At 66.6% G+C, this 22,466-nt stretch carries 22 protein-coding genes and 1 pseudogene; 11 read left to right on the forward strand and 12 right to left on the reverse strand.

The annotated features are described in order from the left end of the window. Positions 1 to 702: pseudogene (locus H521_RS26185) on the forward strand (hypothetical protein); the annotation flags it as partial. A 63-nt stretch (positions 703 to 765) separates the two neighbouring features. On the opposite strand, the gene H521_RS0120095 reads toward H521_RS26185, so the two are convergent. Then, a complete protein-coding gene (locus H521_RS0120095) occupies positions 766 to 2,187 on the reverse strand; it encodes an HNH endonuclease signature motif containing protein (RefSeq protein ID WP_022894796.1) in 1,422 nt (473 codons plus the stop codon). A 128-nt stretch (positions 2,188 to 2,315) separates the two neighbouring features. Here H521_RS0120095 and H521_RS0120100 point away from each other — a divergent pair, with 128 nt between their 5' ends. Next, on the forward strand, positions 2,316 to 2,603 hold the full coding sequence (locus H521_RS0120100) for a DUF1905 domain-containing protein (protein ID WP_022894797.1): 288 nt from the start codon (positions 2,316 to 2,318) through the stop codon (positions 2,601 to 2,603). A 124-nt stretch (positions 2,604 to 2,727) separates the two neighbouring features. Here the strand turns inward: H521_RS0120100 and H521_RS25270 are convergent, their stop codons facing one another. Beyond that, positions 2,728 to 4,071 carry a hypothetical protein gene (locus H521_RS25270; protein ID WP_022894798.1) on the reverse strand — a complete coding sequence of 448 codons (1,344 nt, stop codon included), beginning with the start codon at positions 4,069 to 4,071 and terminating at the stop codon, positions 2,728 to 2,730. Between the two features lie 220 nt (positions 4,072 to 4,291). On the opposite strand from H521_RS25270, the gene H521_RS0120110 reads away from it, so the two are divergent. Next, positions 4,292 to 4,732, forward strand: coding sequence for a DoxX family protein (locus H521_RS0120110; RefSeq protein WP_245561027.1), 441 nt, complete (start codon positions 4,292 to 4,294; stop codon positions 4,730 to 4,732). Between the two features lie 45 nt (positions 4,733 to 4,777). On the opposite strand, the gene H521_RS0120115 is transcribed toward H521_RS0120110, so the two are convergent. After that, a complete protein-coding gene (locus tag H521_RS0120115) occupies positions 4,778 to 5,017 on the reverse strand; it encodes a hypothetical protein (RefSeq protein ID WP_022894800.1) in 240 nt (79 codons plus the stop codon). 158 nt (positions 5,018 to 5,175) lie between these two features. Continuing rightward, positions 5,176 to 5,541 carry a hypothetical protein gene (locus H521_RS0120120; RefSeq protein ID WP_022894801.1) on the reverse strand — a complete coding sequence of 122 codons (366 nt, stop codon included), beginning with the start codon at positions 5,539 to 5,541 and terminating at the stop codon, positions 5,176 to 5,178. Positions 5,542 to 5,689: 148 nt separating this feature from the next. On the opposite strand from H521_RS0120120, the gene H521_RS0120125 reads away from it, so the two are divergent. The 4 genes from H521_RS0120125 to H521_RS24630 all read left to right on the forward strand — a co-directional run bounded on the left by H521_RS0120125 (position 5,690) and on the right by H521_RS24630 (position 8,134). Next, complete coding sequence (locus H521_RS0120125) at positions 5,690 to 6,400, forward strand: VOC family protein (protein WP_022894802.1); 711 nt, start codon at positions 5,690 to 5,692, stop codon at positions 6,398 to 6,400. A gap of 124 nt (positions 6,401 to 6,524) precedes the next feature. Next, on the forward strand, positions 6,525 to 7,109 hold the full coding sequence (locus H521_RS0120130) for a dihydrofolate reductase family protein (protein ID WP_026482528.1): 585 nt from the start codon (positions 6,525 to 6,527) through the stop codon (positions 7,107 to 7,109). 116 nt (positions 7,110 to 7,225) lie between these two features. Beyond that, positions 7,226 to 7,606: a YciI family protein gene (locus tag H521_RS0120135; protein WP_022894803.1), complete on the forward strand. Its 381-nt coding sequence runs from the start codon at positions 7,226 to 7,228 to the stop codon at positions 7,604 to 7,606. A 108-nt stretch (positions 7,607 to 7,714) separates the two neighbouring features. After that, positions 7,715 to 8,134 carry a RidA family protein gene (locus H521_RS24630; RefSeq protein WP_084512751.1) on the forward strand — a complete coding sequence of 140 codons (420 nt, stop codon included), beginning with the start codon at positions 7,715 to 7,717 and terminating at the stop codon, positions 8,132 to 8,134. Between the two features lie 102 nt (positions 8,135 to 8,236). Here H521_RS24630 and H521_RS0120145 read toward each other — a convergent pair whose 3' ends face one another. Genes H521_RS0120145 through H521_RS25275 form a run of 4 tightly spaced genes read right to left on the reverse strand, consistent with a single transcriptional unit; the run spans position 8,237 to position 14,359 of the window. Then, the gene (locus tag H521_RS0120145) at positions 8,237 to 9,415 is read right to left on the reverse strand and encodes an NAD-dependent epimerase/dehydratase family protein (protein ID WP_342663066.1); all 1,179 of its coding nucleotides are present in this window, start codon (positions 9,413 to 9,415) and stop codon (positions 8,237 to 8,239) included. Positions 9,416 to 9,448: 33 nt separating this feature from the next. Further along, positions 9,449 to 11,023, reverse strand: coding sequence for a DUF3482 domain-containing protein (locus tag H521_RS0120150; RefSeq protein WP_022894806.1), 1,575 nt, complete (start codon positions 11,021 to 11,023; stop codon positions 9,449 to 9,451). Beyond that, positions 11,020 to 12,531, reverse strand: coding sequence for a DUF2868 domain-containing protein (locus tag H521_RS24635; protein ID WP_022894807.1), 1,512 nt, complete (start codon positions 12,529 to 12,531; stop codon positions 11,020 to 11,022). Before H521_RS24635 ends, H521_RS0120150 begins: the two co-directional genes overlap by 4 nt. Positions 12,532 to 12,541: 10 nt before the next feature. Next, the gene (locus tag H521_RS25275; RefSeq protein WP_022894808.1) at positions 12,542 to 14,359 is read right to left on the reverse strand and encodes a cell wall-binding repeat-containing protein; all 1,818 of its coding nucleotides are present in this window, start codon (positions 14,357 to 14,359) and stop codon (positions 12,542 to 12,544) included. A 226-nt stretch (positions 14,360 to 14,585) separates the two neighbouring features. Between H521_RS25275 and H521_RS0120165 the strand changes: the two genes are divergently transcribed. The 3 genes from H521_RS0120165 to H521_RS26020 all read left to right on the forward strand — a co-directional run bounded on the left by H521_RS0120165 (position 14,586) and on the right by H521_RS26020 (position 17,606). Continuing rightward, complete coding sequence (locus H521_RS0120165; RefSeq protein WP_026482530.1) at positions 14,586 to 14,906, forward strand: nucleotide pyrophosphohydrolase; 321 nt, start codon at positions 14,586 to 14,588, stop codon at positions 14,904 to 14,906. A 31-nt stretch (positions 14,907 to 14,937) separates the two neighbouring features. Then, positions 14,938 to 16,620, forward strand: a complete 1,683-nt coding sequence (locus H521_RS0120170) for a DNA/RNA helicase domain-containing protein (protein WP_342663067.1) — start codon at positions 14,938 to 14,940, stop codon at positions 16,618 to 16,620. 152 nt (positions 16,621 to 16,772) lie between these two features. Then, positions 16,773 to 17,606: a hypothetical protein gene (locus tag H521_RS26020; protein ID WP_156891619.1), complete on the forward strand. Its 834-nt coding sequence runs from the start codon at positions 16,773 to 16,775 to the stop codon at positions 17,604 to 17,606. A gap of 82 nt (positions 17,607 to 17,688) precedes the next feature. Here the strand turns inward: H521_RS26020 and H521_RS0120180 are convergent, their stop codons facing one another. The 3 genes from H521_RS0120180 to H521_RS26710 all read right to left on the reverse strand — a co-directional run bounded on the left by H521_RS0120180 (position 17,689) and on the right by H521_RS26710 (position 20,863). After that, the gene (locus H521_RS0120180) at positions 17,689 to 18,834 is read right to left on the reverse strand and encodes a 5-methylcytosine restriction system specificity protein McrC (RefSeq protein WP_169514024.1); all 1,146 of its coding nucleotides are present in this window, start codon (positions 18,832 to 18,834) and stop codon (positions 17,689 to 17,691) included. A gap of 74 nt (positions 18,835 to 18,908) precedes the next feature. After that, positions 18,909 to 20,408, reverse strand: coding sequence for an MrcB family domain-containing protein (locus H521_RS25635; RefSeq protein WP_084512759.1), 1,500 nt, complete (start codon positions 20,406 to 20,408; stop codon positions 18,909 to 18,911). Between the two features lie 167 nt (positions 20,409 to 20,575). After that, positions 20,576 to 20,863 carry a helix-turn-helix domain-containing protein gene (locus H521_RS26710; protein ID WP_425393602.1) on the reverse strand — a complete coding sequence of 96 codons (288 nt, stop codon included), beginning with the start codon at positions 20,861 to 20,863 and terminating at the stop codon, positions 20,576 to 20,578. A gap of 329 nt (positions 20,864 to 21,192) precedes the next feature. Here H521_RS26710 and H521_RS26545 point away from each other — a divergent pair, with 329 nt between their 5' ends. Then, positions 21,193 to 22,128, forward strand: a complete 936-nt coding sequence (locus H521_RS26545; RefSeq protein WP_245561028.1) for a G5 domain-containing protein — start codon at positions 21,193 to 21,195, stop codon at positions 22,126 to 22,128. Here H521_RS26545 and H521_RS0120205 read toward each other — a convergent pair. Then, a partial coding sequence (locus H521_RS0120205) for an IS5/IS1182 family transposase (protein WP_026482488.1) occupies positions 22,125 to 22,466 on the reverse strand: 342 nt, incomplete at its 5' end. The two genes, H521_RS26545 and H521_RS0120205, sit on opposite strands and share 4 nt — an antisense overlap.

A 22,466-nucleotide genomic window follows, 5' to 3' on the forward strand; every position in this document is an offset into this window, starting at 1 on the left:
GTCGAGGCCGAATCGGCGACGTCGACCACCGGCTCGGTGCAGACCCCGCCATCGGCCTGGACCGGTGAGTCGCTCTACAGCGGCGACGTGCTCGTGCTCGAACGCGGGCAGCAGGCGACCTTCGAGATCGATGCCGGCGTCGGCGCCGGGGTTGGTACTGGCACTGGCTCTGACTCTGGCTCTGGCTCTGGCTCTGGCTCTGGCTCTGGCTCTGGCACTAGCACTGGCGCTGGCGCTGGCGCTTCGTCACGCTCGATCGAGCCGGTCGCCTGGCTCGATGAGAACGCTCGCGCCCGCTCGATCTGGACCACCGGGCGCACGCCGCTCGGCGTACTCGACGGTCGCGGCGAACCGCAGGGCATCAGCCCCGTGCCGGGCGTGCTGCTGCCGCGCTCGCTGCGCGCACCGCTCGATGCCGGGAGCACGTCGGTCTCGGTGTCGGTGAAGACCGGAACCGTCACGCTCGACGCGCTGCTCGTGAGGCCGACGGTCTCGCGGCTCGTGCTCGAGGGATCCGAGAGCGCCACGGAGCTCGCACACTCGACGTCGGCATCCCAGCAGCGCGCCGAGCTGGGATTCGACGGCTTCACGTCAACGGCGCGCATCTACGACGGCCGCGGAGTGCTGGTCGACGAGCGCGCGTTGAGCGGTCGGGGCACGGTGCTCATCCCGTCGGGTGGGTTCGTGATCGTGAGGCGATGAGCCGATGAGGCGATGAGGCGACGAGCGCGCGTTCTGCGGACGCGGCAAGGCGCTCATCCCTGATCATGCGACAGCCGCGGGTTTTCGTTCGCGCTCCTCGTTTCGTTCGAGTTGGTCGGCGAGTCGGGTGGGTGATTTCGTGCTCGGCCTCCAGGTGCCGCCGGGGTCGAGCCATGCGGGAGGGCGGATCTGGGGTGCACCTCGGATCATGCGGATGCCCCACCCCGAGGTCTCGATCGTGCGGTGGTGGAACCAGCACAACAACACCCCGTTGTCGGGATGCGTCGGCCCGCCATCGACATCAGGGATCACATGGTGGATCTCGCACCACGACGCCGGCACGCGGCAGCCCGGGATGAGGCAGCCGCCGTCGCGCAGGGTGATGGCGCGACGTTGATGCGGGGTGAAACACCGTTCGGGTGACCCGAGCTGCATGATGCGACCGCGGTCGTCGAAGGTGACCGGTTGAGTGCCGCCGGTGCACATCATCTGTCGGGCGGCGCGCAGGGAAACCGGCACGTCGATGCCGTCAGCGTGCGCGACACCATGCCCCGACTGCAGGTCGGCGGCGCGCACACTGACGAGCACGGTGGGCGGTGCACCGCCGATGCTCGGATGCTCACCAGAACGCGCAGCCGTCGCGACGATCGCGGCAACCACGTCATGCCGTTGCTGCTCAGCAGTTCGAACCTCACCGTTGGCAGCGATGTTCGCGCGCTCTTCGGCGGTCATGAAGCCGCCGCCCGATCGCGGCGCCAGATGCGCATCGAACAGGCGGGTCAGGCCGGCCGCGACTTCGGGCAGCAACTCGCCGCTGACCGGGATCAACCCGTCACGCGCGCGCCCGATGCGGAACCCGCGGCGACGCATCGCGCGCTCGTCGTCGGGTTCGGGACCGTCTTGATCGAGGAACACCGCCCACGCCTGCGCCTGCACCCGCACCTCATCAGCCGACGCCCGCACCGGGTAGACGTCACCGGCGCCGAGTGCGGCGGCGACGAGCTCACGTTCGGCGGTGGCCAGGGCGATCGGGTCGGCGACTCGGCTGGGGGCGTCGAGTGCGCGGATGATCGTGCCCGCGGCATCCGCCCCGAGCTCGCCGCCGGCCAGCGCCGCCGCAACCGAGGCGAACCTCGCTGGCAGCGGCTCACCGGTCAGACCCGCACGCGGCCGAGTGGCCGTGCCGAGCACGATGCGTCGGCGCGCTTCAGCGCCCGACGCCTGCGTCACCCGCTCGAGCAGCTCCGACGCAGACCGGCATCCGCGCCGTGCCGACAACCGCTCACCGCCCAACTCGGCCCGAGAGCGCTCGGCGACTTCGCCGGCACACGCCGCGCGGTGTGCATCGACCACCCGGCCCACCGCCTCGAATGCGGCAGTCGCAGCGAGCAGTTCGTCATCAGACCAGCCGCCCATCTCGCCGACGCGCACGACGTCGAGGAGCGAGGTTCGCACCTCGTAGAGCGTCGCGGCGAATTCGGTCATGACCCCATCCTGCCGCCACCCACCGACATCCGAACTTCGGCAAAAAGCGCCGGTCAACCTGTGAATAACTCCGTCGGAACAGGGCCTGTGGAGGACGAGTCGCAGCACCCGCCCGATACGATCGCGACATGCGTTACCGCTTCACCGCCGAGATCTACGAATGGACGGCGCGACGAAACTGGTTCTTCGTCGACGTGCCGCCTGAACCGGCCGCCGACATCGCCGACCAGCCCCGCATGCCGCGCGGCTTCAACTCGGTGAAGGTCGTCGCCACGGTGGGCGCGACCACGTGGACGACCTCGATCTTTCCGAGCGACGACATCTACCTGCTGCCGCTCAAGCGCGCGGTGCTGAAGGCCGAGGACATCGGCGAGGGCGACGAGATCGAGGTCGACCTCGACGTGCTCGACGGCTGACGCGGCCAGCACGACCCGGCCAGCACGACCCGGCCGGCACGACCCGGCCGGCACGACCCGCCCGATCGCCGCAGCAGCAGCAGCAGCAGCAGCAGTAGCAGCCGCACCCGGTCAGCGGTCGTGCTCAGCTGCCACCGCCATCGCCGCCACCACCACCCCCGTCGAAGCCCCCACTGCCGCCGAAACCACCGCCACCGCCGCCGTCACCGAAACCGCCGCCGTCACCGTCGCCGAACGTGCCGTTGCCGCCACCAGCAAGGTATCCGCCACCCCACCCCTTGTGGTCGCCGATCATCGGCACACCGAACCGGGAGTCCTCACCGCGCTGCAGCATCCCGCCGGCGACGCGGATCGGCTGCGACAGCTCGGCGGCGATGACGGCGATGCACGATGCCAGTCGCTCGGCCGAGAACGGGGCAGACGATCGATACCAGGCGGGTGCGGTGCCAGCCTGCTCGGCGACGGCAGCGAGGCGTCGAACCACGGATGCCTCGTCGAACAGCACCGCCCACGGCAGCAACTGCTCGGCCATCGCGAGGCTCGGGGCATCCGTGCTCGCAACGATCTCGCGCCACCGGATCGCCCGCTCGCGAAGCTGCAGTCCGGCCGAGTTCAGCGGGATCCATCGCGGCAGGAGCACGCGCAAGCCGAGAGCCAGCGCGCCGATGACGATCGCGCTCCAGGCGATGGAGTTCCCGGGGCTATCCGGAGCGCCCAGCGTCATGAATCCCAGGGTGATTCCGACCAGGCCGCCGATGGTGGCCGCCCTCAGCCGGCCCGCCGGCCGCGGCTCGCGATACCACTCGGCCGCGTCGCGAAAGCCGTCGCGCGTGACTTCGAGCAGCAGGCCGTTGTTCATCACCACCCGATCTGCGTCGACGCACGCGCCGGGCACGACCGTGCGCGACCCACCTGCGAGCCCGGGCGAGAGCACGGCGAGCACCGTGCCGTCGGCGCCCGCTGAATCGACGTCCGCGCGGGCGGCGAGCGGGTACTCGCCATCGAAGGCGAGCCGGATGCCCCGCGCACTGGCGCTCAGCCCGGCGCCCGCGCCACCGCCGACACCACCGCCGGCACCACCGGTGCCAGGAACCTCGCGAACGTCGCGGGCATCGCGGGCATCGCGCCGATCGTGGATGGCGATCACGCCGTTGACGGCGAGCAGCATGACCGTCGCCGGCAGCCAGCGTGCCGCCGCAGCGCCCGACACGAACCCGACCGCGAGCAGCCCCGCCGACTCGGGATCGACGAGCGCGAGCGTGCCGCCGGCCTCGGGTTTGCGCAGCCACGCGATCACCAGGGTTGCGACGCAGACCGCGGCGGTCAGCGATCCGGCGAGCGCGACGAGCGGCAACAGCGCCGTGCCGAGACTGCCGCCCGCGGATGCTGCGAGCGACTCGCTGCCTGCTCCGGCTTCTGCCAGGTCGACGATGACCTGCCGCAGCGCCGAGACGGTCGTTCGTCCCATACGCGGAGGCTACTCCCGTCGGCCCGACTTCGCCCTGCTTCCCACGGTCGGAGGACGGGCCTCGACGTGCTCGCGTGCTCAACGGATGACGCGACGCCACCACGGATCTGCCATGCTCGCCGAACTGACCGCCGCCGGTCACCGACCGATCGCCGACGGTCACCGACCGATCTCCGACCGATCACCGACTCGATCGGGCAACCGATGCAACACTGGAGCGATGCGCCGACGACACCGCCCCGACCCGAAACGGCCACTCAGCGTCATCCGCTCGACCGCTCGCTGGCTGCTTGCGGCGCTGCTCGTCTTCTCGGGTCTCTCCCACCTGTTCTGGGCTCGCAAGGGCTACCGCATCGCCGTGCCCGACTGGGTCGTCGAGGCTGCGCCGATCGACAAGGACGCTGTGGTCGTCGCGTCGGGTGCGGCCGAGATCATGCTCGGAGTCGCCGTCATCGGTCTGCCCCGTGAGCGTCGCCGGGTCGGCGCGGCGATCGCCGCGTTCTTCGTCGCCGTGTTCCCCGGCAACCTGCACCAGTGGCGCACCGGTCGCCCGGCCCCGCTCATGCGCACCGATCGGGCGCGCTTCGTGCGGCTCTTCCTGCAGCCGGTGCTCGTCGCGTGGGCGCTGTGGAGCACCGCGCCCGACCGCTCCAACCGCTGACGAGCGGATGCCGCGACTGACGCGCGGTCGCCGCGACGCGCGGATTCAGTCGTCGCGCGGCGTGCGGTGACCGCCGCCGGTGTCGAGATCGTCGCCGGTCTCGAGGTCGGGGCCGTCGCTCTCGGTGATGTTCGCCCCTTCGAAGAACGGATCGACGCCGAGCTCGCTGGCATGCTCGGCGCGCAAGCGCTTCTGCTCGTTGGCGTCGTCGGCGAAGTCCCGGTCGTCGGGCAGCTTTCGGTCGTCGGGAAACACCCAGTCGTCACGGCCCGTGGTGTCGCTCATGCTCGTCCTCCTCGGTCGGTCTCGGTCGGTGCCTACAGGCTAGATCGCGGTGAGTCTCGCCGCACGGGGTTGCGCGACGGAGGTCGGCGAGCCACCGCCCTGAACGAGCGTGTACCGAGCTGCAGCGTGCACGCGGCATCCAACTGTGAACGCCTGCGTTACCGCTCCCCGAGCAGCAACCCGCGCTCAACCGTCTCGCGACGCACCGTGTCGATGAACTCGCCGTAGGCGCTCTTGCTCTTCGCGTAGCCGATCGCGCCGCCCTTGACCGCGCCGAGCGCGCCGTCTTGATCGAAGCGCAGCCACGTGTTGCCGTGCTGGTCGACCCCGATGTCGAACGAGAACGAGATGTGGAAGTTCTTGCCCGCCATCGCCCCCAGCAGCAGCGTCTTCGTCAGATTGCCCCGCTCGAGCTTGATGTTGCCCTGCGACGGCTGCGTGGCCTCGTAGCCGAGGCCACGGGCGATCGCGACGACGACCGGCACGGTCTGCTGGTCGTTGCCGGAGAGGATGAGTTCGGGCATGGCTTCGGGCTCCTTCGGAAGTCTGGCCTGACGACGATATCGCGGCGGCCGAGCGGATGTCGCGGCGTGTCGCCATTCGGCGCGAGCCGTCGACTCGAAGTAAATTCCCTGATGCCGCTGCGCCGCCGCAGGGCTAGAATCCGCGGCTATGGACATGCTGAAGGGCGAACAGATCGCCGCGGCCGACCTGACCGACTGGCGGAAGCTCGCCCAGGGACTGCACGCCCGGTACCTGATCGACGACTTCGGCACCGGCGCACGGTTCGTCGTCGCCGTGGGCGAGGCGGGCGACGCGCTCGGCCACCACCCGCGGGTGTCGATCGGCACCGGGTACGTCGACCTCGAGCTGGTCAGCGACGACGCCATCTACCGCGACGGCGAAGGCACTGAACACGTCGTCGAATGGGTGACCCAGAACGACGTCGACCTCGCGCGACGCATCACCTCGATCGCCGCCGATCACGGGCTCGCCGCCGACCCGGCCTCGGTCAGCGAGATCGAGCTCGGCCTCGACACCGCACGCTCGGCGACCATCGCCCCGGTGTGGGCCGCCCTCCTGACCGGGAACACCGAGTCCCAGGGCCGCGGCTCCCCCAGCGACGAGATCCGGGATACCACGGGGCGGGTGCCGAACCTGTGGTTCGGGGATGCCGAGGAGCACGAGACGCCGCGCCAGCGGTTCCACCTCGAGGTCTGCGTGGCACCCGAGGCGGCCGAGGAACGCATCGCCATGGCCCTCGCCGCGGGCGGAATCGTCGTCGACGACAGCGATGCGCCAGCGCTCACGGTGATCGCCGATCACGACGGCAACACTGGAGTCGTCTGCGTCGACGTGTCCGCTGCCGCGCGGAACTCCTGACCGCCCACTCGGTGACCAGCTGACGGCGGCACGGTTCGCAGACATCGCCTGTGTCGATTCCCCCTCGCCAGCTTCGACTCACTGAGAGACGATGGAACCGTCCATCCGTCAAGGAAGGAACATCATGAGCAGCATCTCGGTGACGAACAACCTCTCGCTCGACGGCGTCATGCAGGCGCCGATGTCGGGCGATGAAGACACCCGCGGCGGCTTCACCCTCGGCGGGTGGGCGCTCAGCGGGGGTGCCGACCCCGAGCTCGGCGCCGAGATGGCCAAGGGCATGGCGAACACCGGCGCGATGCTCTTCGGCCACCGCACCTACGACCACATGCAGGCCTTCTGGCCGCACCAGACCGATGGCAACCCCTTCACCGAGCACCTCAACAACGCACAGAAATACGTCGTGACGCGCGACCCATCGCTCGAGCTCACCTGGCAGAACTCCACCTCGCTCGTCGGCGAGGCCGTTGACACGGTCGCCGAGTTGAAGGCGACGGATGCCGGTGACCTCGCGATCCTCGGCAGCGGCGAGCTCGTGCGGTCGCTCGCGACGGCGGGGCTGATCGACGAGTACGTGCTGATCATCCACCCGGTGGTGCTCGGCACCGGCCACCGCATGTTCGACGGAGTGCACCTGCAACTACGGCTCGTGAGCAGCCTGACGACCGCGACCGGCATCACGCTGGCGCGCTACGCGCCGGCGACCTGACCGACCGATACTCACCTCGGCAGAATGAACTTCTATCCCGTGTCGATCTGAGCCGCGCTTGTTCGACGCATGAGTAGAGGGGCCACCAACGGCACCCGACGACGAAAGGATCGATCATGACGCAGTACTTCCTCACCGTGCCCCACGACTCCGCCGAGGAGCCGACGATGGAGTCGATGCAAGAGTTCGACCCCGCAGAGCTTGCCGCCGTCCTGGCCGCGGTCGAAGCGTTCAACACCGAGCTGAAGGAGTCGGGCGCGTTCGTGTTCGCTGGCGGCCTGAACCCGCCCTCGACGGCGAAGACGGTCGACGCCTCGTCGGGCGAGCCCCGGGTGCTCGACGAACCGTTCGTCGAAGCGACGTCATACGTCGGCGGATTCTGGGTGATCGAGGCGGCAGACGATGCCGCGGCCGTCGAATGGACCACCAAGGCAGCGCGGGCGTTGCAGGGCCGCATCGAGGTTCGCGCGCTGCAGGAGGCGCCGCCTGAGGCGTAGCGACCCGGGGCCGCGTGAAACCGCGCGGCCCACCGAACACGAGCCACGGGAGCTCCCGCCATAGGATGTCGGGACCAGTGCCGTTGACCTCAAGCTCGGGAGTGACCTGTGGAACGTACCGTGATCTTCACTCCCGATGCGCCGTGGTCGCCCGGCGGATCCAGCCAAGCGATCTCGTACGACGGTCTGCTCCATGTCTCGGGTCAGCTCCCGATCGACCCGGAGACCCGGCAGATGCTGCCGCGCCCGTTCAACGCGTTGATGGGCGGCGGCGATCAGGCGGTGAGCGCTCAGATGCGACAGTGCTTGACGAACTTGAACACGATCTGTCTCGCCGCGGGAGCCGACTTCTCGAACACGATCAAGCTCACGATCTACACGCCCGTGCTGATCGAGTTCGGCTCGATCATCGATCAGGTGTTCCGTGAGTTCTTCCCGGTCGCTCCGCCCGCACGCTCGATGATCGGCGTCAACGTGCTGCAGGGCAATGCCCTGGTGCAAATCGATGCGGTCGTGCCGCTCAACTGAGACGGCTGCGCGCTCGGCGCCGAGATGGCCAAGGGCATGGCCAACACCGGCGCCAGGCTCTTCGGCCACCGCACCTACGACCACATGCAGGTGAGCACGCCATCAGCGCGACAGCGGCGGCGATGCCGGGAGACTGGCCCCCTCGCCCATACCATCGAGCAGCTCTCGCAGCGCCGAAGTCGAGCTGCGATGGGGCTCCCACTCGAGCACCGAACGGGCTCGCTCGGTCGACATCACGGGCACGTTGGTGGCGATGTCGATCCAGCCGGGGTCGGATGCCTGCAGGCGGAGCTTCCACGTCACCCACATCATCGCCCGAACCACCGCGAGCCGCATGGGAACCACAGTGCGCGCGCCCAGCACCGCGGCGAGCGCCTCGGGATCGAGCACCGGCTCGCCCGCGACGTTGAATGCCCCGCCGGCACGCCGTTCGATGATGCGCGCGAACGCGTCGGCGAGGTCGTCGGCGTGCACCGCCTGCGAGACCACCTGCACTGGAACGGGCAGCACGGGCAGCCGAAGCCGACCAAGCCATCGCTTCGGAAACCGCGCGCCCAGGAACAGTCGCCCGACCTCGCTCGCCGCGTCGCGTTGGAAGACGAGCCCCGGCCGCACACGAGACACCACGATCTGCGGATGCGTCGCCTCGAACTCGTCGAGCGCCCGCTCGTTCGCGGCCTTGTGCCGGCTGTAGTGCGAGGTGTGCACCCCGCCGGTCGGCCAGTCCTCGCCGACGCGCGATCCCTTCGGCCCGCGACTGTACGCCCCCACCGACGACGACACGATCACGTGCAAGACACCGGCGGATGCCGCGGCAGCCAGCAGATTGCGCAGTCCGACGACGTTGGTCGCCCACATCACGCGCTCGCGGTGATTCGGTTGCAGCAGCCAGGCGAGGTGCACGACGGCGTCAGCGCCGGCGAGGATGCGGGTGAGACGCTCGACGGCGTCTGGCGCAGAGACATCCGCTTCGTGCCACTCGACGTCGGAATACGGCGCGACGGTTGCGTCGGGGCGGCGGCGTGCGACGCCGACGAGCTCGTGCCCACCGAGGTGGCGGCCCGAGCCGGTCGCGTCGCCAGAGTCGGCCGGGCTGGCCGGGCCACCCAGGTCGCCCGGGTGCCCGGCGCCCTGGTGCAGTCGCCGCAGGATCGCGGTGCCGATGTTGCCGGTCGCTCCGACGATGACGATGCGCATGGATGCCTCCGCTCGCGTATGGGGCACGCTACGTGACGCGGCGGCAGCGGTCGCGGGGTTGACGAGTGGGCGCGCATCGGTCATCGAGCGGATGCTGGCGTGGCTCGCGCGCCGCGCTCAGCCCTCCCGTGCGTGCGGGGCGCCTTCGCCATCGGCGTCGAGCGTGCCCGGATAGAGCTCGTCGAGCAGCTGCAGGGCGAGCTCGCGCAACAGCGCTTCGAGCGGCCGTTGCACCGCCACTTCGCCGTCGGCGCGCCGCCCCCAGATCGAAGCAAGGCGTTCCCGCGCCGCGACCACCGCTTCGACGACCATCGGCCGCCAGTGCGGCGGATACTCGCCCTCGCGCCACGCGCCGCGACCCCGCCCGTAGTGCGCCACGGCGAGGTACCGCAGCAGCGCCGAGGTGACGAGCCCGTCGAGGAACGCCTCCTCCCAGCCCAGGCTCGACTCGCTGCGGCCGCGCACGACGTTGATCCCTTGCGCAACACCGGCACCGCCGAGCGCACCGAGGATCGCCCCCGCGACCATGCCGGCGCCAAACGTCATGCCGCCGGCCATGAGGTCGGCACCGAGACCGGTGAGTGCGCCCGAAACGACTCCGCCCAACGCCGCCGTGCGGGTCGCGTCGAGCGGCTCGTCGACGTGGATGTCGCCGGCGACGCGTTCGAGCACCTCGTCGGCCGCGCGCCCCTCGAGCCGATGGATCGCGATGAGCCGCTCCATGCCCTGCCGCTGGTCGGCCTGCAGGCGGGCCGCCATCCGCTCCGCGGCATCCGTTCGGGCCTGCGCCTGGGCCGGATTCGGCAGGCCGAGCGAGTCGCCGACGCGCTTCGCAAACGATTGCGACCCCGACGCAGCCGACAGGGTCACGCGGTCAGCGGCCGCCCGCGCGATCGGCCCCGTGAGCGCCGCCGTCGACGCGTCGAACTCGCCCATGCGCAGGTCGCGCCACGCGGCCGACAACCGGGCGAAGGCCGACGCCGAGGCATCCGGAACCAGCGGTTCGATCGCTGCGAACAGCGTGAATTCCTGCACCCAGCAGCGCGCGAACGCGTCGAACGCGAGCACGTCGCGCACGTTCGTCGAGGGGCCGAGCGCGGCACGCCAGCGCGCGGCATCCGCTTCTTCTGCTGCCCGCTCGCGCGGCGGACCGGTCTGGTTGAGCAGCACGAGCACGGGCTTGCCGACGTACTCGAGCACCTCGAGCTCTGGGGCGAGGTAGCCGGCGTCGGCGGGCGCCTCGGCCGCGTTCACGAGGTAGAGCACCACGTCGGCCTGCTCGGCGACGTTGCGCACCGCGAGCTGGCTGAGCCACAGCGCGCGGTCTTGATAGCGGTCCCACACCTGCGACGTGAACCAGCCGATGGGGTTGCGGTTCTGCCGCAGCCGCCGCGCGAGCCGCACGCTGTCACCGAAGCCGGGGGTGTCCCACAGCGTGAGCAGGTCGCCCTCGGATGTCTGCACGAGCGGAAACGGCGTCGCCTCGGCGGTGACGTGCGGGGCGTCGCGCACCTCGCCGACATCGCGCCCGAGCAGCGTGCGCGCGAGCGTCGTCTTGCCCGCGTTCGTGTGCGAGATGAGCGACAGCGAGACGGCGCCGGCATCAAGCCCCGCCGGTCGAGTAGGCGGCGAAGCCGTCGTATCGAGACCCAGACCCCGATCAACCCGGTCGGATGCCGCATCACCACTCATGCCCGCCCCCTCCCCTCGTCCGCGACCCCACCATCATGAGCGGATGCCGCGGCAGCAAGCTCCGCCTCGGCCGCCGCCAGATCGGGGTCGCCGAGGTCGACGAACACCGCGACGCTCCCGTGCGCCTCGAGCAACTCGCGCCACGCCTCGCGCCGTTCATCACGTCGCTTCGCGTCATCGCCCCATCGCGCGAGGAACCCCGACTCGTCGATGAGCACGACGTTGGTTCCGGATGCCGCTGAACGACCGGCCCCGCCATCACCGCCCCCGAGCCCCGCGAGGAACGCCCCATGCGCGTCCTCCTCGGGCGTGGCCGTGAGGCTGAACAGCGGCAGGCGAATCTCGCCGGCGTCGGCGAAACCCCTGCCCGCGGCATCCGTCGCCTGGCTCTTCTCGACGTCGTCGCCCCACGCGACAGGCGCATCGATCGTCGGCGCCGCGTTGCCGTACGCCCGCGCGAGCACGGCCTCGAGCCCAGCCCGCGCCTCGGGCGTGAGGGTGTAGCTGTACGGGATGACGCGCACCCGCGCCGGCTCGCCCACCCACGCCGCGACGAGGCGGCGGTAGTACGGCTCGTCGAGCGGCAGCGCCACGCGCTTCGCCCGGCGCCGCTCGACGAGCCCCGCGACGAGGGCGAGCACGAGCCGCGGCACGATGACGACGAGCGCGACCGTGGCGGCCATGAGGTGCATCCACATCGCGGCGTTCTCGCTCGCGGGCGCGCGGATCCCCTCGATCGCCGCCACGTCGGGCACCGCGATGCCGGTGATCCACGACCCGGGCGCGAACGTGACGGCGAGCAGCGCGCGCACCTGCTCGGCGCCGAGGAATGTGCTCTCCCATGACGCGCGGTACTCGAACGCGAGCCCGCGCAGGTAGAGGCCGGCGATCACGCCGAGCGCGGTCGCCGCCGCCGCGAGGTGCAGCACGCGCGCGGCGCGCGCCGTGTAGAGCGGCGCGGCGACGCGCGCCCAGTCGCGGGGCAGCGCGGCGAGCACGGTGCGGCGGGCGGCGGTCGGGGCATCCGCTCGGCTGCTGTCGCCGGATGTCCGCGCCGACGCCACCCGGATGAGCAGCGACCGCACCGGACCGGCCGCCCCGCGACCGAGTACCAGCGGCCGTACGAGCAGCCAGACGTAGACGAGCAGGTTCCACGCGGCGAGCGCGAACACCGGCGGCGCGAGCAGGTTGATGCTCGACCCGCCGCCGATGCGGTCGATCAGCAGCCCGAACAGGAACGCAGCGACCACCGTCACTACGCCCACCCACGGCCGCCACTGGATGCCGCGCACTGTGCGCGTCACCGCCGGCTGGCGGGTGCCGATGCGCTCGAGCACGAGTTGCGCGCGGCGACTCAGGAATTCGTCGGCGCTCGCCCGCTCCCCAACGATCGCCGCGGCTGCCCGGCTGGCCCATTCGCGGTCGGCATCGGACCAGAGCACGCGATCGCGGTCGGCCGTCTCGACGGCGCGCGCCGCGGTCGTCGCGAGGGCGGCCGACTCGTCCATGCTGCGGAGTCTATGGCGCCCCGGGCAGGGATTCGCAAGCGATTCGGTCGTTGTCAGCATCAAGCAAGGCGATGTCGCCGTAGTGCGGGTAGTAGGTGTTGAACCAGTTCTGCGCTTGTGCCCAAGTTGCGAAATCGCTGCAGTTCACGGTGTTGCCCGGGTTGGAAGGTGTCGGGTTCGGGTTGGGGTTCGGGTTGGGATTCGGGTTCGGTGTGGGCGGGGGCGCACATTCTGTGAGGTTTTCGACTGCGGCCGAGAGTGATCCCGAGCCACCCAAGAGCACGATCGTCGAGGGGTTGTAGGCCAGGATCTGGTCGCGCACCACCTTCGGCACGCAACTCGAGGGAACGATGAACAGGGGTGCGCTCAACGAGCCTGCCAGCGCCCCACCTGCGAGGGCATCGGGGAACGTCGTGCCGTTCGCCAAGAACACGGTCGAGGTCGACGCGAACATCGCCTGGTTCACGAGAACGCTGGTTGTGTACCGGTCAGGGCCACCGTGGCGAACGACGGCCGAGAACGTCGATGACAGTGACGACTCGATGCCAGAACTGACGACGCCGGGTCCTCCGGCAATGCGCACCGTCGATGCTCCGATCTCGACCAGCGTGTCGCGGGTTGCAGCTGACACAGACGACTCGGCTCCGGGGAGAAGCACCACTCCACCACCGATGTGGCCGACCGCCGACGCGGCCGACAGTGCGTCAGGGAAGTTACCGCCGTCGGCGACGAATGCGGTCGACGCCGTCAGCCCAGCGTTCGTGGCGATCAGCCGACTCGTCTCGTAGCGATCAGTCCCGGCCAGTCGCTGTACCGGTGCGATCGAAGCAAGCTGAGCCTCGACCGCGCTGGATACGACCGCGGCGCCGCCCACGATGACGATGCTCGACGGGGCGAGCCGAACGATCTCGTCCCACACCACGCTCGGAACTGCCGTCGGTTGCACGAGCAGCAGCGGCACCCCCCGGGCGCCGGCCGCGGCCGCGGCAGCGAGCGCGTCAGGGTAATTGGCACCCGTGGCGATGTACAGAGCGCTGACGCCGGAGTTGAAACGCGCCGAGATCTGAACGGCCGTGGCATACCGGTCAGCGCCGGCCAGCCGGTGGGTTCCCGGGGGCAGTGCGTTCGCGCCGCCGCCGGGAACTGGCTCAGTTGATGGAGCGGTGTCGGTGCGGACGGGTGGAACGGGGATCTCTGTTGTCGAGCAGTTGGCGTCGATCACTGATTGGAGCGACACCTTCTCGGTCGCGTCGATCGCGAGGTTCCACCGATACTTGACGGTCACCCAATCGGAGACGTACTTGCAGAGCGCGGGCTGATGCGACGGTAGCCAGTTCGTGGGGTCGTACGCGCTCTTCGCGGTGTTCTGCTGACCCGTTACGACCGTCAAGGTGGCATCGATGTCGAGATCGTTGGCGTAGTCGGACCGCTGCTCGTTCGTCCACGCGTGCGCACCGGAGATCCATGCCTCCTTCAGCGCGACGAGGTGGTCCATTTCGAGAGTGGCGGGGTCGGTCTGCGTGACGCCTTCGTACCAAGAGAACCATTCGCCCGCGGTGATGGTGCATCCCGAGACGATGGTGACCGGCACGAGCGATTCCGTCTGGAGCACCTCCCGTCGCGTGTTGCAGCCGTCGCCGTCGACGTCGATGCCCTCGGCGAAGAGGTCCCGGTTGTAGGGCATCGTCGAGTCAGTTGCCACGGTGAGCTCTGCCAGGAGCGCACTCGGCGTCGTCGCTTCTGGCTCGGAGGCCACGGCAGCGGTCGGAACGAGCAGTGCGGCAACGATTGCTGGCGCCGCGAGCAGCGCGATGAAGGGGCGGTTCAACGGGGGCTCCTCGGGATCGGATTCAGTTCACCGTAGGTGCGGAGGCACCCAGCCAGACGCGATTTACGCCCCTCTGCCCCCGAACTGGGGGAACGCGAGTATTTCCAGCACGGTGGCCGCATCCGGTCCCAGGCCTCTCCGGGCCGGCCGCGTCATCTGGGACCCACGCATGACTCCCTCACGTTCAACGCTCTGGTGATCGCACCTCCACTGTTACGGTGTGAACGTGACTGACGAGTCCGTAATCTCTGCGCTCCGAGCCTTCGTCGCTGAGCGCGAGTGGGAGCAGTTTCATTCTCCTGAAAACCTTGCGAAGAGCATCGCGATCGAAGCAGGAGAGCTGCTCGAGTGTTTTCAATGGGGAGGGGAGTCTCCCCCCGACCGTGTACGGGCCGAACTCGCGGATGTCTTGACCTATTGCCTACTACTTGCCGACCGGCTAGGTGTTGACCCAGCCGAGATCGTCCTTGCCAAGTTGTCGAAAACGGAGGAAAAGTACCCCGTCGAGAAGGCGCGAGGGCGGGCCGTGAAGTATGACGAGCTCTAGGGTCAAGCGCGTCCCGTTCGTCCCAGAATCAGTGAAGACGCTCGCACTCCTGGACGCGCGCTACTCGAACTGGCCCGTTGTCTACACATTGAATGGCTCCCGCGATGTGTACGTCGGAGAGTCCGTCAACCTTGCCACGCGGATGCGGCAGCACCTTGCTGCACCGGCGAAGCAGCATCTCGACGACGTTCGGGTCATCCTTGATGAGACGTTCAACAAGTCTGTCTGTCTCGACCTTGAGTCACAGTTGATTCGATTGCTCGCCGGTGATGGCAAGTATCGCGTGCTCAACCGAAACGATGGCATTACGGATTCGGATTACTTCGACCGCGCTCGATATCGTAAGAAGTTTGACGAGATCTTCGAAGAACTCCGTACCGCGAAGGTGTTTGAACGGCCTGTCGCCGAGATCATGAACAGCGACCTGTTCAAGCTCTCGCCGTTCAAAGCTCTGACTCCCGATCAGGCGATCGCGATGGAGGACATCCTCGAAGGACTCTTCGAGGATCTCGAAGCGGATGAGCCGAGCACAATCGTCATTCAGGGCGATCCGGGCACAGGCAAGACGATCGTAGGGATTTACCTGACGAAGCTTCTCCGAGACATCGCAACCGCCTCCGAAACTGAGGATCTCAGCGGGGACTCGATGTTTGCCGAGTTCTTCGCCGACGGGTACCGCGAACTCATCGTGGATCTTCGAATCGCACTCGTCATTCCGCAGCAATCTCTGCGCACGTCCATCAGGCAGGTCTTCAATCGCACGCCAGGACTCAACGGGAACATGGTGCTTTCGCCATTTCAAGTCGGAGACAGCGAGGAGCAGTTTGACCTGCTCATCGTCGACGAGACGCATCGTCTGAACCAGCGCGCGAATCAGGCATCTGGTGTACTCAACGCAAAGTTCTCGGAGATCAATCAGAGGTTGTTCGGGACCGACGACTCGTCGCGGACTCAGCTCGACTGGATAGTCGCAAAGAGTCGGCACCAACTCTTCCTCCTCGACGCTGCCCAGCGCGTGCGCCCTGCGGATCTCCCGACCGAGACGCTGAACGGTCTGGTCAAGTCGACCCGAGCGAAAGGTCGGGTCTATCCGTTGTGGTCGCAGATGCGCGTCCAAGGCGGCGCCGATTACGTCGACTACGTACGCCGCATCCTTTCGCCCGAACCGGCGGGCAACGTCTCATTTCAAGAATTTCCCGGGTATGAGTTTCGGCTTTTCGAAGATCTGCATGACATGTGCAGCCACCTCCGGGAGAAGAACGTGGCGGGAGGTCTCGCACGCCTTGTCGCCGGATTCGCCTGGCCGTGGCGTAGCAAGAAAGATCCAAGCGCGTACGACATTGAGTTGGACGGGTGCCGGCTGCAGTGGAACCGCACGGCGGTTGACTGGATCAACTCAAAAGGAGCAGTCGACGAGGTCGGCTCCATCCACACAGTGCAGGGCTATGACCTCAACTACGCGGGCGTGATCATCGGCCCCGACCTCCGTTACGACCCGCAGCAGCGAAAACTCATCTTCGATCGCGCGAGTTACTACGACACGAAGGGAAAGGAAAACAATCCGCAGCTCGGCATCAAGTACGACGACGACGATCTGCTTCGACTTGTGAGCAACATCTACGGCGTGCTGCTCACGCGAGGCGCACGTGGCACTTTCGTCTACGTGTGTGACCCGTCCCTGCGGGCGTACCTCCGGCAGTTCATCCCAGTCTGACGCAAGCGGAGGTCCATCAGGAAGGCGAGTCGAGTCATCATGAGCTCGATATCACCTGCACCCATTGAACTCTCCGATCCTCGTGTTGCCGCGATAGTAGTTTGAGGATGATGGTCGTAGGGGCCCGCGCTTCGGGCGACGAAAGGACCCAAGTGGACATCGCATTGTGTCGGGCCAATGACCATACTTATACTGCCGCGGAGTTCTCCGACCTCGACTTGGCAACTCTGTCGACGTATCGAAGGAGCCTTGTCTGTCGGGAATGCGGCGCAGAATCTTACTTTCGTCGCGCATCTAGGAGCGGTCAGTCGGCCTGTTTCGGCGCCCGCCCCCACAACGAAGGCTGCGAAGTTGCTTCTGCGCTTTCGCCGCACGAGGACGGGTTCCTCGAAGACGGTGACGCATTTCTTAATCGCGGGGATCGTCTCGCTCTCCTGCTGACAGCCACCGTGCCCGAGCGGAAGAATGTCAGACCACTCCCTGCCGCCACGAGCGGTCGAGGAAGCGCTACGGCGCATGTCCGCGGCGCGGCCAACACTTCGTCTACATCGCAGATTGGATTGCGCAACGCCTTGATGCGGCTCGTGCGCACTGCTGAATTCCGGCGCTCCAGGGCCATACTGGTCCTCCCGACCGGTGCGGAGTGGGTTGTTCGCGACTACTTCGTTCGATTGGACGAAGCAGAAGGCGTGCCGGCGGGAGCTGAACGCGGCTACTGGGGAGCGATCTACCAGGTCAAGGAAGACGACAAGAACAACATCTGGCTCAACACCCGAGGACGAGGCAATCCGAATCTCCTCGTCCCAGCCGCCAAACGAGAGAGGTTACTCGCTGACTTCAACATCGACGATATTGAAGACCTCAACGGCGCCGCCATTCTTGTTATCGGGGTGATCCATCAAGGTCCGGTGCAGCGCATCATCTACCTGGACGGGCGTCACCCGTTCATCATTCGAAAAGAATCGCAAGATGCTTGGGCTTCGTGAGGTGGCCAGCGATGAGCAGTTACGAGCTCGGCAGCCGAGACAATGGCGAGGAAACTGGCCGGACTTCGTACTCGCGCAACGCTCATGCCGCAGGCTCGAAAATCGAGGCTAGGAGAGCCCCTGTCAAATCTCGGAGAGAGTCTTCAGGCGCCCAGCCAGCGCCGCAGCGCCAAGCCGCACGATAAATGGCGACCTCGCCTACGTCGAGGCGAACGTCCCTTGGCGAATCAACATCGACGAAGTCGATTACGACTGCTCGGGGACTTCGATACGCGGTAGCGAACAGGACGGCTTGTGCCAGGTCGCCTCTGTTCCACGACGTTCCACCAAGCTTGTACTTAATATCGCCGGTAAACGGCGGTGGCCCAAGTTCGAGGTCGGGCCGGACCATCACGAACGACGGCACCAGTCGTCGTCCGCCCGTCTTTCTCACCTGGATGGGCTCCAACGTGAACGTGAGTGCATTTCGAATGCCGTCCTCAATCACCCGTGGTGTGTAGATCGCGAACGTCGAAGCTGCGCGGTCCCCACCGAGAAGGTCGCGCCCAGTTGCAGTGATGATGTCCTGAGCCAGCGAAACTGCCTCGCGGTACTGGTGCTCCCGAGGGTTCAGCACGGGTCGCTCTGGATCTCGGCCCCGGATGGCTCGTGGCAAGCGAACAGACATCGCGCGCAACCGTACAAAATCGTCATCGCTGACCGAGCCTCCGGCCAGGAGAAGTTGACATGCGTACGAGAGATACCGGTTCGCCGGGGTGTCTTCGGAGAACTCTTCAAATTCGCACGAGATTCGGACACGCCCGGCGTACCACGATCGCAACATGGTCGTGCTGTCGATGCTCCCGCGGATGTGGTCCAGTTCAGCCCGCTGCGCGGTGTAACCCTTGGCGAGCCCCTGTGCCACGAGCCTTTCCAACGCGTCGATATACCAGCGAACGACGAGTCTCTTCAGGCCCGACCCTGCGCTTAACGCGGCCGGGCCACGCTGATGCCTCACAGCACCGAGAAGCGCATATTCCAGCAAGTAGAGGAAATGGTCCGATGGTATTTTCGGCGCGACGATGAGCTCTAGGCCGGGTACTGCAAGCACGCCCACGACGTTTCGGATGCGCACCCGGGCGAGCCCATCGGCCAGACGATCGAGCTCCGCTATCCGCGGCGGATCTCGATCTGGATCAGTTCGATCATCGCCCCACCAAGCGCGGTTGTTCCCGAGCTGGATGCTCAATCGCCCGAGGTCCTCGAACTGCCGAGTCGTAAGCTCGATGACGCGAGCTTCGCCTTCAACAAACTCCTCCGCTCTCACTCGATGCGCCAGAACGTGTGGATCCTGAAGTCGTCTAGAACTTCACGATTGGAGTAGAAGTAGTCGCCAAGCAGCGGTCGAATCTGCCTATCCCAGATCCCCTGCAGGGCCCGTGCATCGATTTGCGGCTTCATGAAGTAGCTGTGACCTACGCCATGATGGGCATCACCCATCCGCGCCTCAATGGCAGCATTCAGGCGTTCGAACCCGGTATAGAGTTCCTCGCCCACTTCGTTGGTAGCGGTCGCAGAAGAGTAGTGCGCGCGAAGCACCTCCACGCTCGGCATTACATCAAAAAAGTCAAACCGACGTCGTAGCGCAAAATCTACTGCGCTGATCGAACGATCCGCCGTATTCATGGTGCCAATGATGGTCAGCTCGCGTGGCAACGAGAACTTCTCGCGATGCATCAGCCGAATGCTCTGATCGCGGTACTCGAGGAGGTAATAGAGCTCGCCAAACACCCGCGGTAGATTTGCTCGATTCATTTCGTCGATGATCAGAACACGAGGAACTCCATCCTCGGCAATTGCATCCGCTAACCGAAGAATCGTTCCCGCAACAGGTTCGAACCGAAGATTTCCGTCTTCCCCAACTCGGGGGCGTAGACCATCGACAAACTCCTCGTAGCCGTAGGTCGGGTGAAACTGAACGATCTCAATGAATGGATGGTTCTCTACCGGATCAACAGTTCCGAGGAGATAAGCAGCGAGGTGCTGTGCAACGTAGGTCTTCCCAGTGCCGGGCGGCCCCGTTAGGACGATTTGAGGGCTCTCATCCATGAGACTTTCTACGACGGCAAGGATGTCATCCTCCGGCCAATGGATGGCCTTGCTCGTACGTCGAAGCGCTTCCTCGGGCGATTCCGGTGCCGGCGCGACAGCGGTTGGCTCGATCGAGCCGGAGCGTTCCTCGATCGGCAGGCTCGCGGCCGGCAGGATACGGAGCAATTCGAGCAGCCATCGAAGGTCGCTCTCGATATCGCGATCATCTAGATCCTCGCCAAGGCGGTACTCGAGCGCGCCGATATTACCCCGCTCATACCTGCGGCCGAGACCCGGGTCAGCCAATGAGATCGACTCGCGCAATCGAGAGTTGGTGGATCTTGCATCCGCAAAGCGCGAGCCCAACAGGTTGGTCCCGCGCTGGACGTTGCGAGCTATTTCATCCACGCTCAGTTGCGTCACCCCCTGGTTAAGGCTCAGGAATGCCGCGGAACCGTCCCCCGAGAAGAGCAAGACGACGTACCAGCCGGTCCTCGGACTGGGCGATTGCGCTGGATCGAACGCGCGCACCCAAGGCACACGTGCATTGTTGCCGATCCCGTTGCTTCCCTTTACCTGCGTGATGAAGTCGCCCTCATTGCGCAGGGCACGCTCAAACGAGGCCGCGATCGTCTCGATTAATTCTCGGCGTCGCGCCATCGCCGGGGACGGTCCGGGGGTGAAGTGCGTTTGAAGCTGAAGGATGTCGCTAATTGACTCCGCGATTGACATTTTGCGTGAGGCCTTTCTTCAGCCGTTGTGCCCAAGCTAGCCAACGGACGCAGCTATGCGTTGGATTCACCCTGCGTGGCCCGCGCCGGGCGGGGCACTCGCCGCATTGAAACTCGGCGAACTCTGGGAGGTGATTAGCGCGCTTTCCGAGGTGGCCGTCACAGCTGTCACGAACGACGACCAGTCTCAAGCCATGACACGAGAACGCCACAAGCATCGGCCCATGCTCGGACGGTGGCGCGGTGCGGGATGTGAGCCCCTCTCTCAGCGTTGCTCACTGTTGCCCGAGCGATACCAGCTAGTTCGGCAAGTTGGCGCTGTTCCAACCGCGCATGCTCCCTCGCCTTCCGAAGCCGGTCGGCCATTGTCCATTCCGGTATTTGCGATCGCCGCCAACGGGCTGGCTGGCTGACGGAAGAACCCGGCACCTTGCTGCCGGCGGATGAGCTCATCATGGTCAAATATTCGTCCCCGCAACGCTTGTGGATGTGAATGGCGTGCTTCCACGTGCGCGCCACTTCCTCGAGATTTACAGGATGAATCGTGTCCGCGCTAGATGACAATCATTACTGTCACGTGCCATGTCACCCTGGCGGTCGCGCGAAGTCAGCGCGTACTGGCGCGGAATCTGCTGGTCGCCTCTCTGTCCACAAGCTTCACGAACTCTCGACAAAGCGGATGGTGCTGTCTGTTTTTGGCTGGCAACGAGACCCCCAGTACTGGGACGCGCGCTACGGTTCCCGGCCGACTAGCGTCGCGGGAGACTGCATCGAAGGAGTACCCCATGCCCGCAGCTGACCCAGGCTGGTTCGACGATGGGTCAGGTGAACTGCGTTGGTGGGATGGGACGAAGTGGGCGACTTTCTACGTCGACGCAAACACTGGCGCGGTGATCAACCGCGGAGCTTCGCCTGCGGGACAAGTCGCCACCGTGGCGACACAATCTGGGGTGAACTTCAAGGCCGCGATTATCACGTTCTCTACCATCGTGGTGGTGATCTTGGTCTTCTGGGGGCCGGCTGCGCTACTTCTCGCCTCAGGAGTCGTCGCTGGCGCCGTCGGACTATATGCCGTGCTGAAGGGCTCGTTTGGTCGGCTGCGTATCCGCACGCGCCCGGTTGCCGTGGCCGTTCTCGTCGCAGGCATCTTCGCTTCAACCATCGGTGGCGCTGCCCTCACGGCGACGCAGCAACCGTTAGACAATGTGGCCTCGTTCGCCGGCATGAGTTCGTCGTCGCCGCGCGCGACAGTTCCCACGCCCACACCGACCCCGACGCCGGTGCGGAAAGAGTCCGTTATCGAGGAGTCGGCGACGATCGCCTACACATCATCGACCGTCGACGACGCGAATCTCGACGCGGGGCTAACGGCGGTCGCGACGCCCGGGGCGAACGGTCAAAAGGTCACCCGCATCCGTGTGGTCACGGTCGACGGAGTCGAGATCTCGCGCGAAGTCATTGAAGAAGTCGTGACAGTGCATCCGGTGAACGAGGTCATCGCCGTCGGATCACGTCAACCTCCACCACCACCGCCTCCAGGGCCGGCCGACAACGGATGCGACTCGAATTACGAGGGCGCGTGCGTTCCAGTCTCATCTGATGTCGACTGTCTCGGAGGAAGCGGGGACGGACCGGGATACGTCGATGGACCGGTTCGGATTGTTGGAGCCGACATCTACGATCTCGACCGCGACGGCGACGGCATCGCCTGCGACGCCTAGGGCGTGTCTGACAAGTGCTTCGCCCAGGCGATGACCGCGTGGAGGACGGCGGCGGCGCGGTAGGTGATGGCGAGCTTGTCGTACCGGGTGGCCAGCCCGCGCCATTGCTTGAGGTGGCAGAAGCGGCGTTCGATGACGTTGCGGCCGCGGTATTCGTCGGCGTCGAAGGCCGGCGGGCGTCCGCCGCGTGAGCCGCGGCGTTTCCGGTGGCCTTGCTGGTCGGCAGGCTCGGGGATCACCGCGACGATGCCATGCTCCCGCAAGTGGGTGCGGATCGCCCGTGACGAGTACGCCTTGTCGGCACGCAGCGCGTCCGGACGCACCCGTGGCCGGCCGGG

The organism is Agromyces subbeticus DSM 16689 (assembly GCF_000421565.1).
In the GTDB taxonomy this organism is placed as follows: domain Bacteria; phylum Actinomycetota; class Actinomycetes; order Actinomycetales; family Microbacteriaceae; genus Agromyces; species Agromyces subbeticus.

Bases quoted from the DNA above. Each gene is read 5' to 3' on its own strand.
- H521_RS0120095 (WP_022894796.1), bottom strand. From the start codon at position 2,187: ATGACCGAATTCGCCGCGACGCTCTACGAGGTGCGAACCTCGCTCCTC.
- H521_RS0120100 (WP_022894797.1), top strand. From the start codon at position 2,316: ATGCGTTACCGCTTCACCGCCGAGATCTACGAATGGACGGCGCGACGA.
- H521_RS25270 (WP_022894798.1), bottom strand. From the start codon at position 4,071: ATGGGACGAACGACCGTCTCGGCGCTGCGGCAGGTCATCGTCGACCTG.
- H521_RS0120110 (WP_245561027.1), top strand. From the start codon at position 4,292: ATGCGCCGACGACACCGCCCCGACCCGAAACGGCCACTCAGCGTCATC.
- H521_RS0120115 (WP_022894800.1), bottom strand. From the start codon at position 5,017: ATGAGCGACACCACGGGCCGTGACGACTGGGTGTTTCCCGACGACCGA.
- H521_RS0120120 (WP_022894801.1), bottom strand. From the start codon at position 5,541: ATGCCCGAACTCATCCTCTCCGGCAACGACCAGCAGACCGTGCCGGTC.
- H521_RS0120125 (WP_022894802.1), top strand. From the start codon at position 5,690: ATGGACATGCTGAAGGGCGAACAGATCGCCGCGGCCGACCTGACCGAC.
- H521_RS0120130 (WP_026482528.1), top strand. From the start codon at position 6,525: ATGAGCAGCATCTCGGTGACGAACAACCTCTCGCTCGACGGCGTCATG.
- H521_RS0120135 (WP_022894803.1), top strand. From the start codon at position 7,226: ATGACGCAGTACTTCCTCACCGTGCCCCACGACTCCGCCGAGGAGCCG.
- H521_RS0120145 (WP_342663066.1), bottom strand. From the start codon at position 9,415: ATGACCGATGCGCGCCCACTCGTCAACCCCGCGACCGCTGCCGCCGCG.
- H521_RS0120150 (WP_022894806.1), bottom strand. From the start codon at position 11,023: ATGAGTGGTGATGCGGCATCCGACCGGGTTGATCGGGGTCTGGGTCTC.
- H521_RS24635 (WP_022894807.1), bottom strand. From the start codon at position 12,531: ATGGACGAGTCGGCCGCCCTCGCGACGACCGCGGCGCGCGCCGTCGAG.
- H521_RS25635 (WP_084512759.1), bottom strand. From the start codon at position 20,408: ATGTCAATCGCGGAGTCAATTAGCGACATCCTTCAGCTTCAAACGCAC.
- H521_RS26710 (WP_425393602.1), bottom strand. From the start codon at position 20,863: ATGATGAGCTCATCCGCCGGCAGCAAGGTGCCGGGTTCTTCCGTCAGC.
- H521_RS26545 (WP_245561028.1), top strand. From the start codon at position 21,193: ATGCCCGCAGCTGACCCAGGCTGGTTCGACGATGGGTCAGGTGAACTG.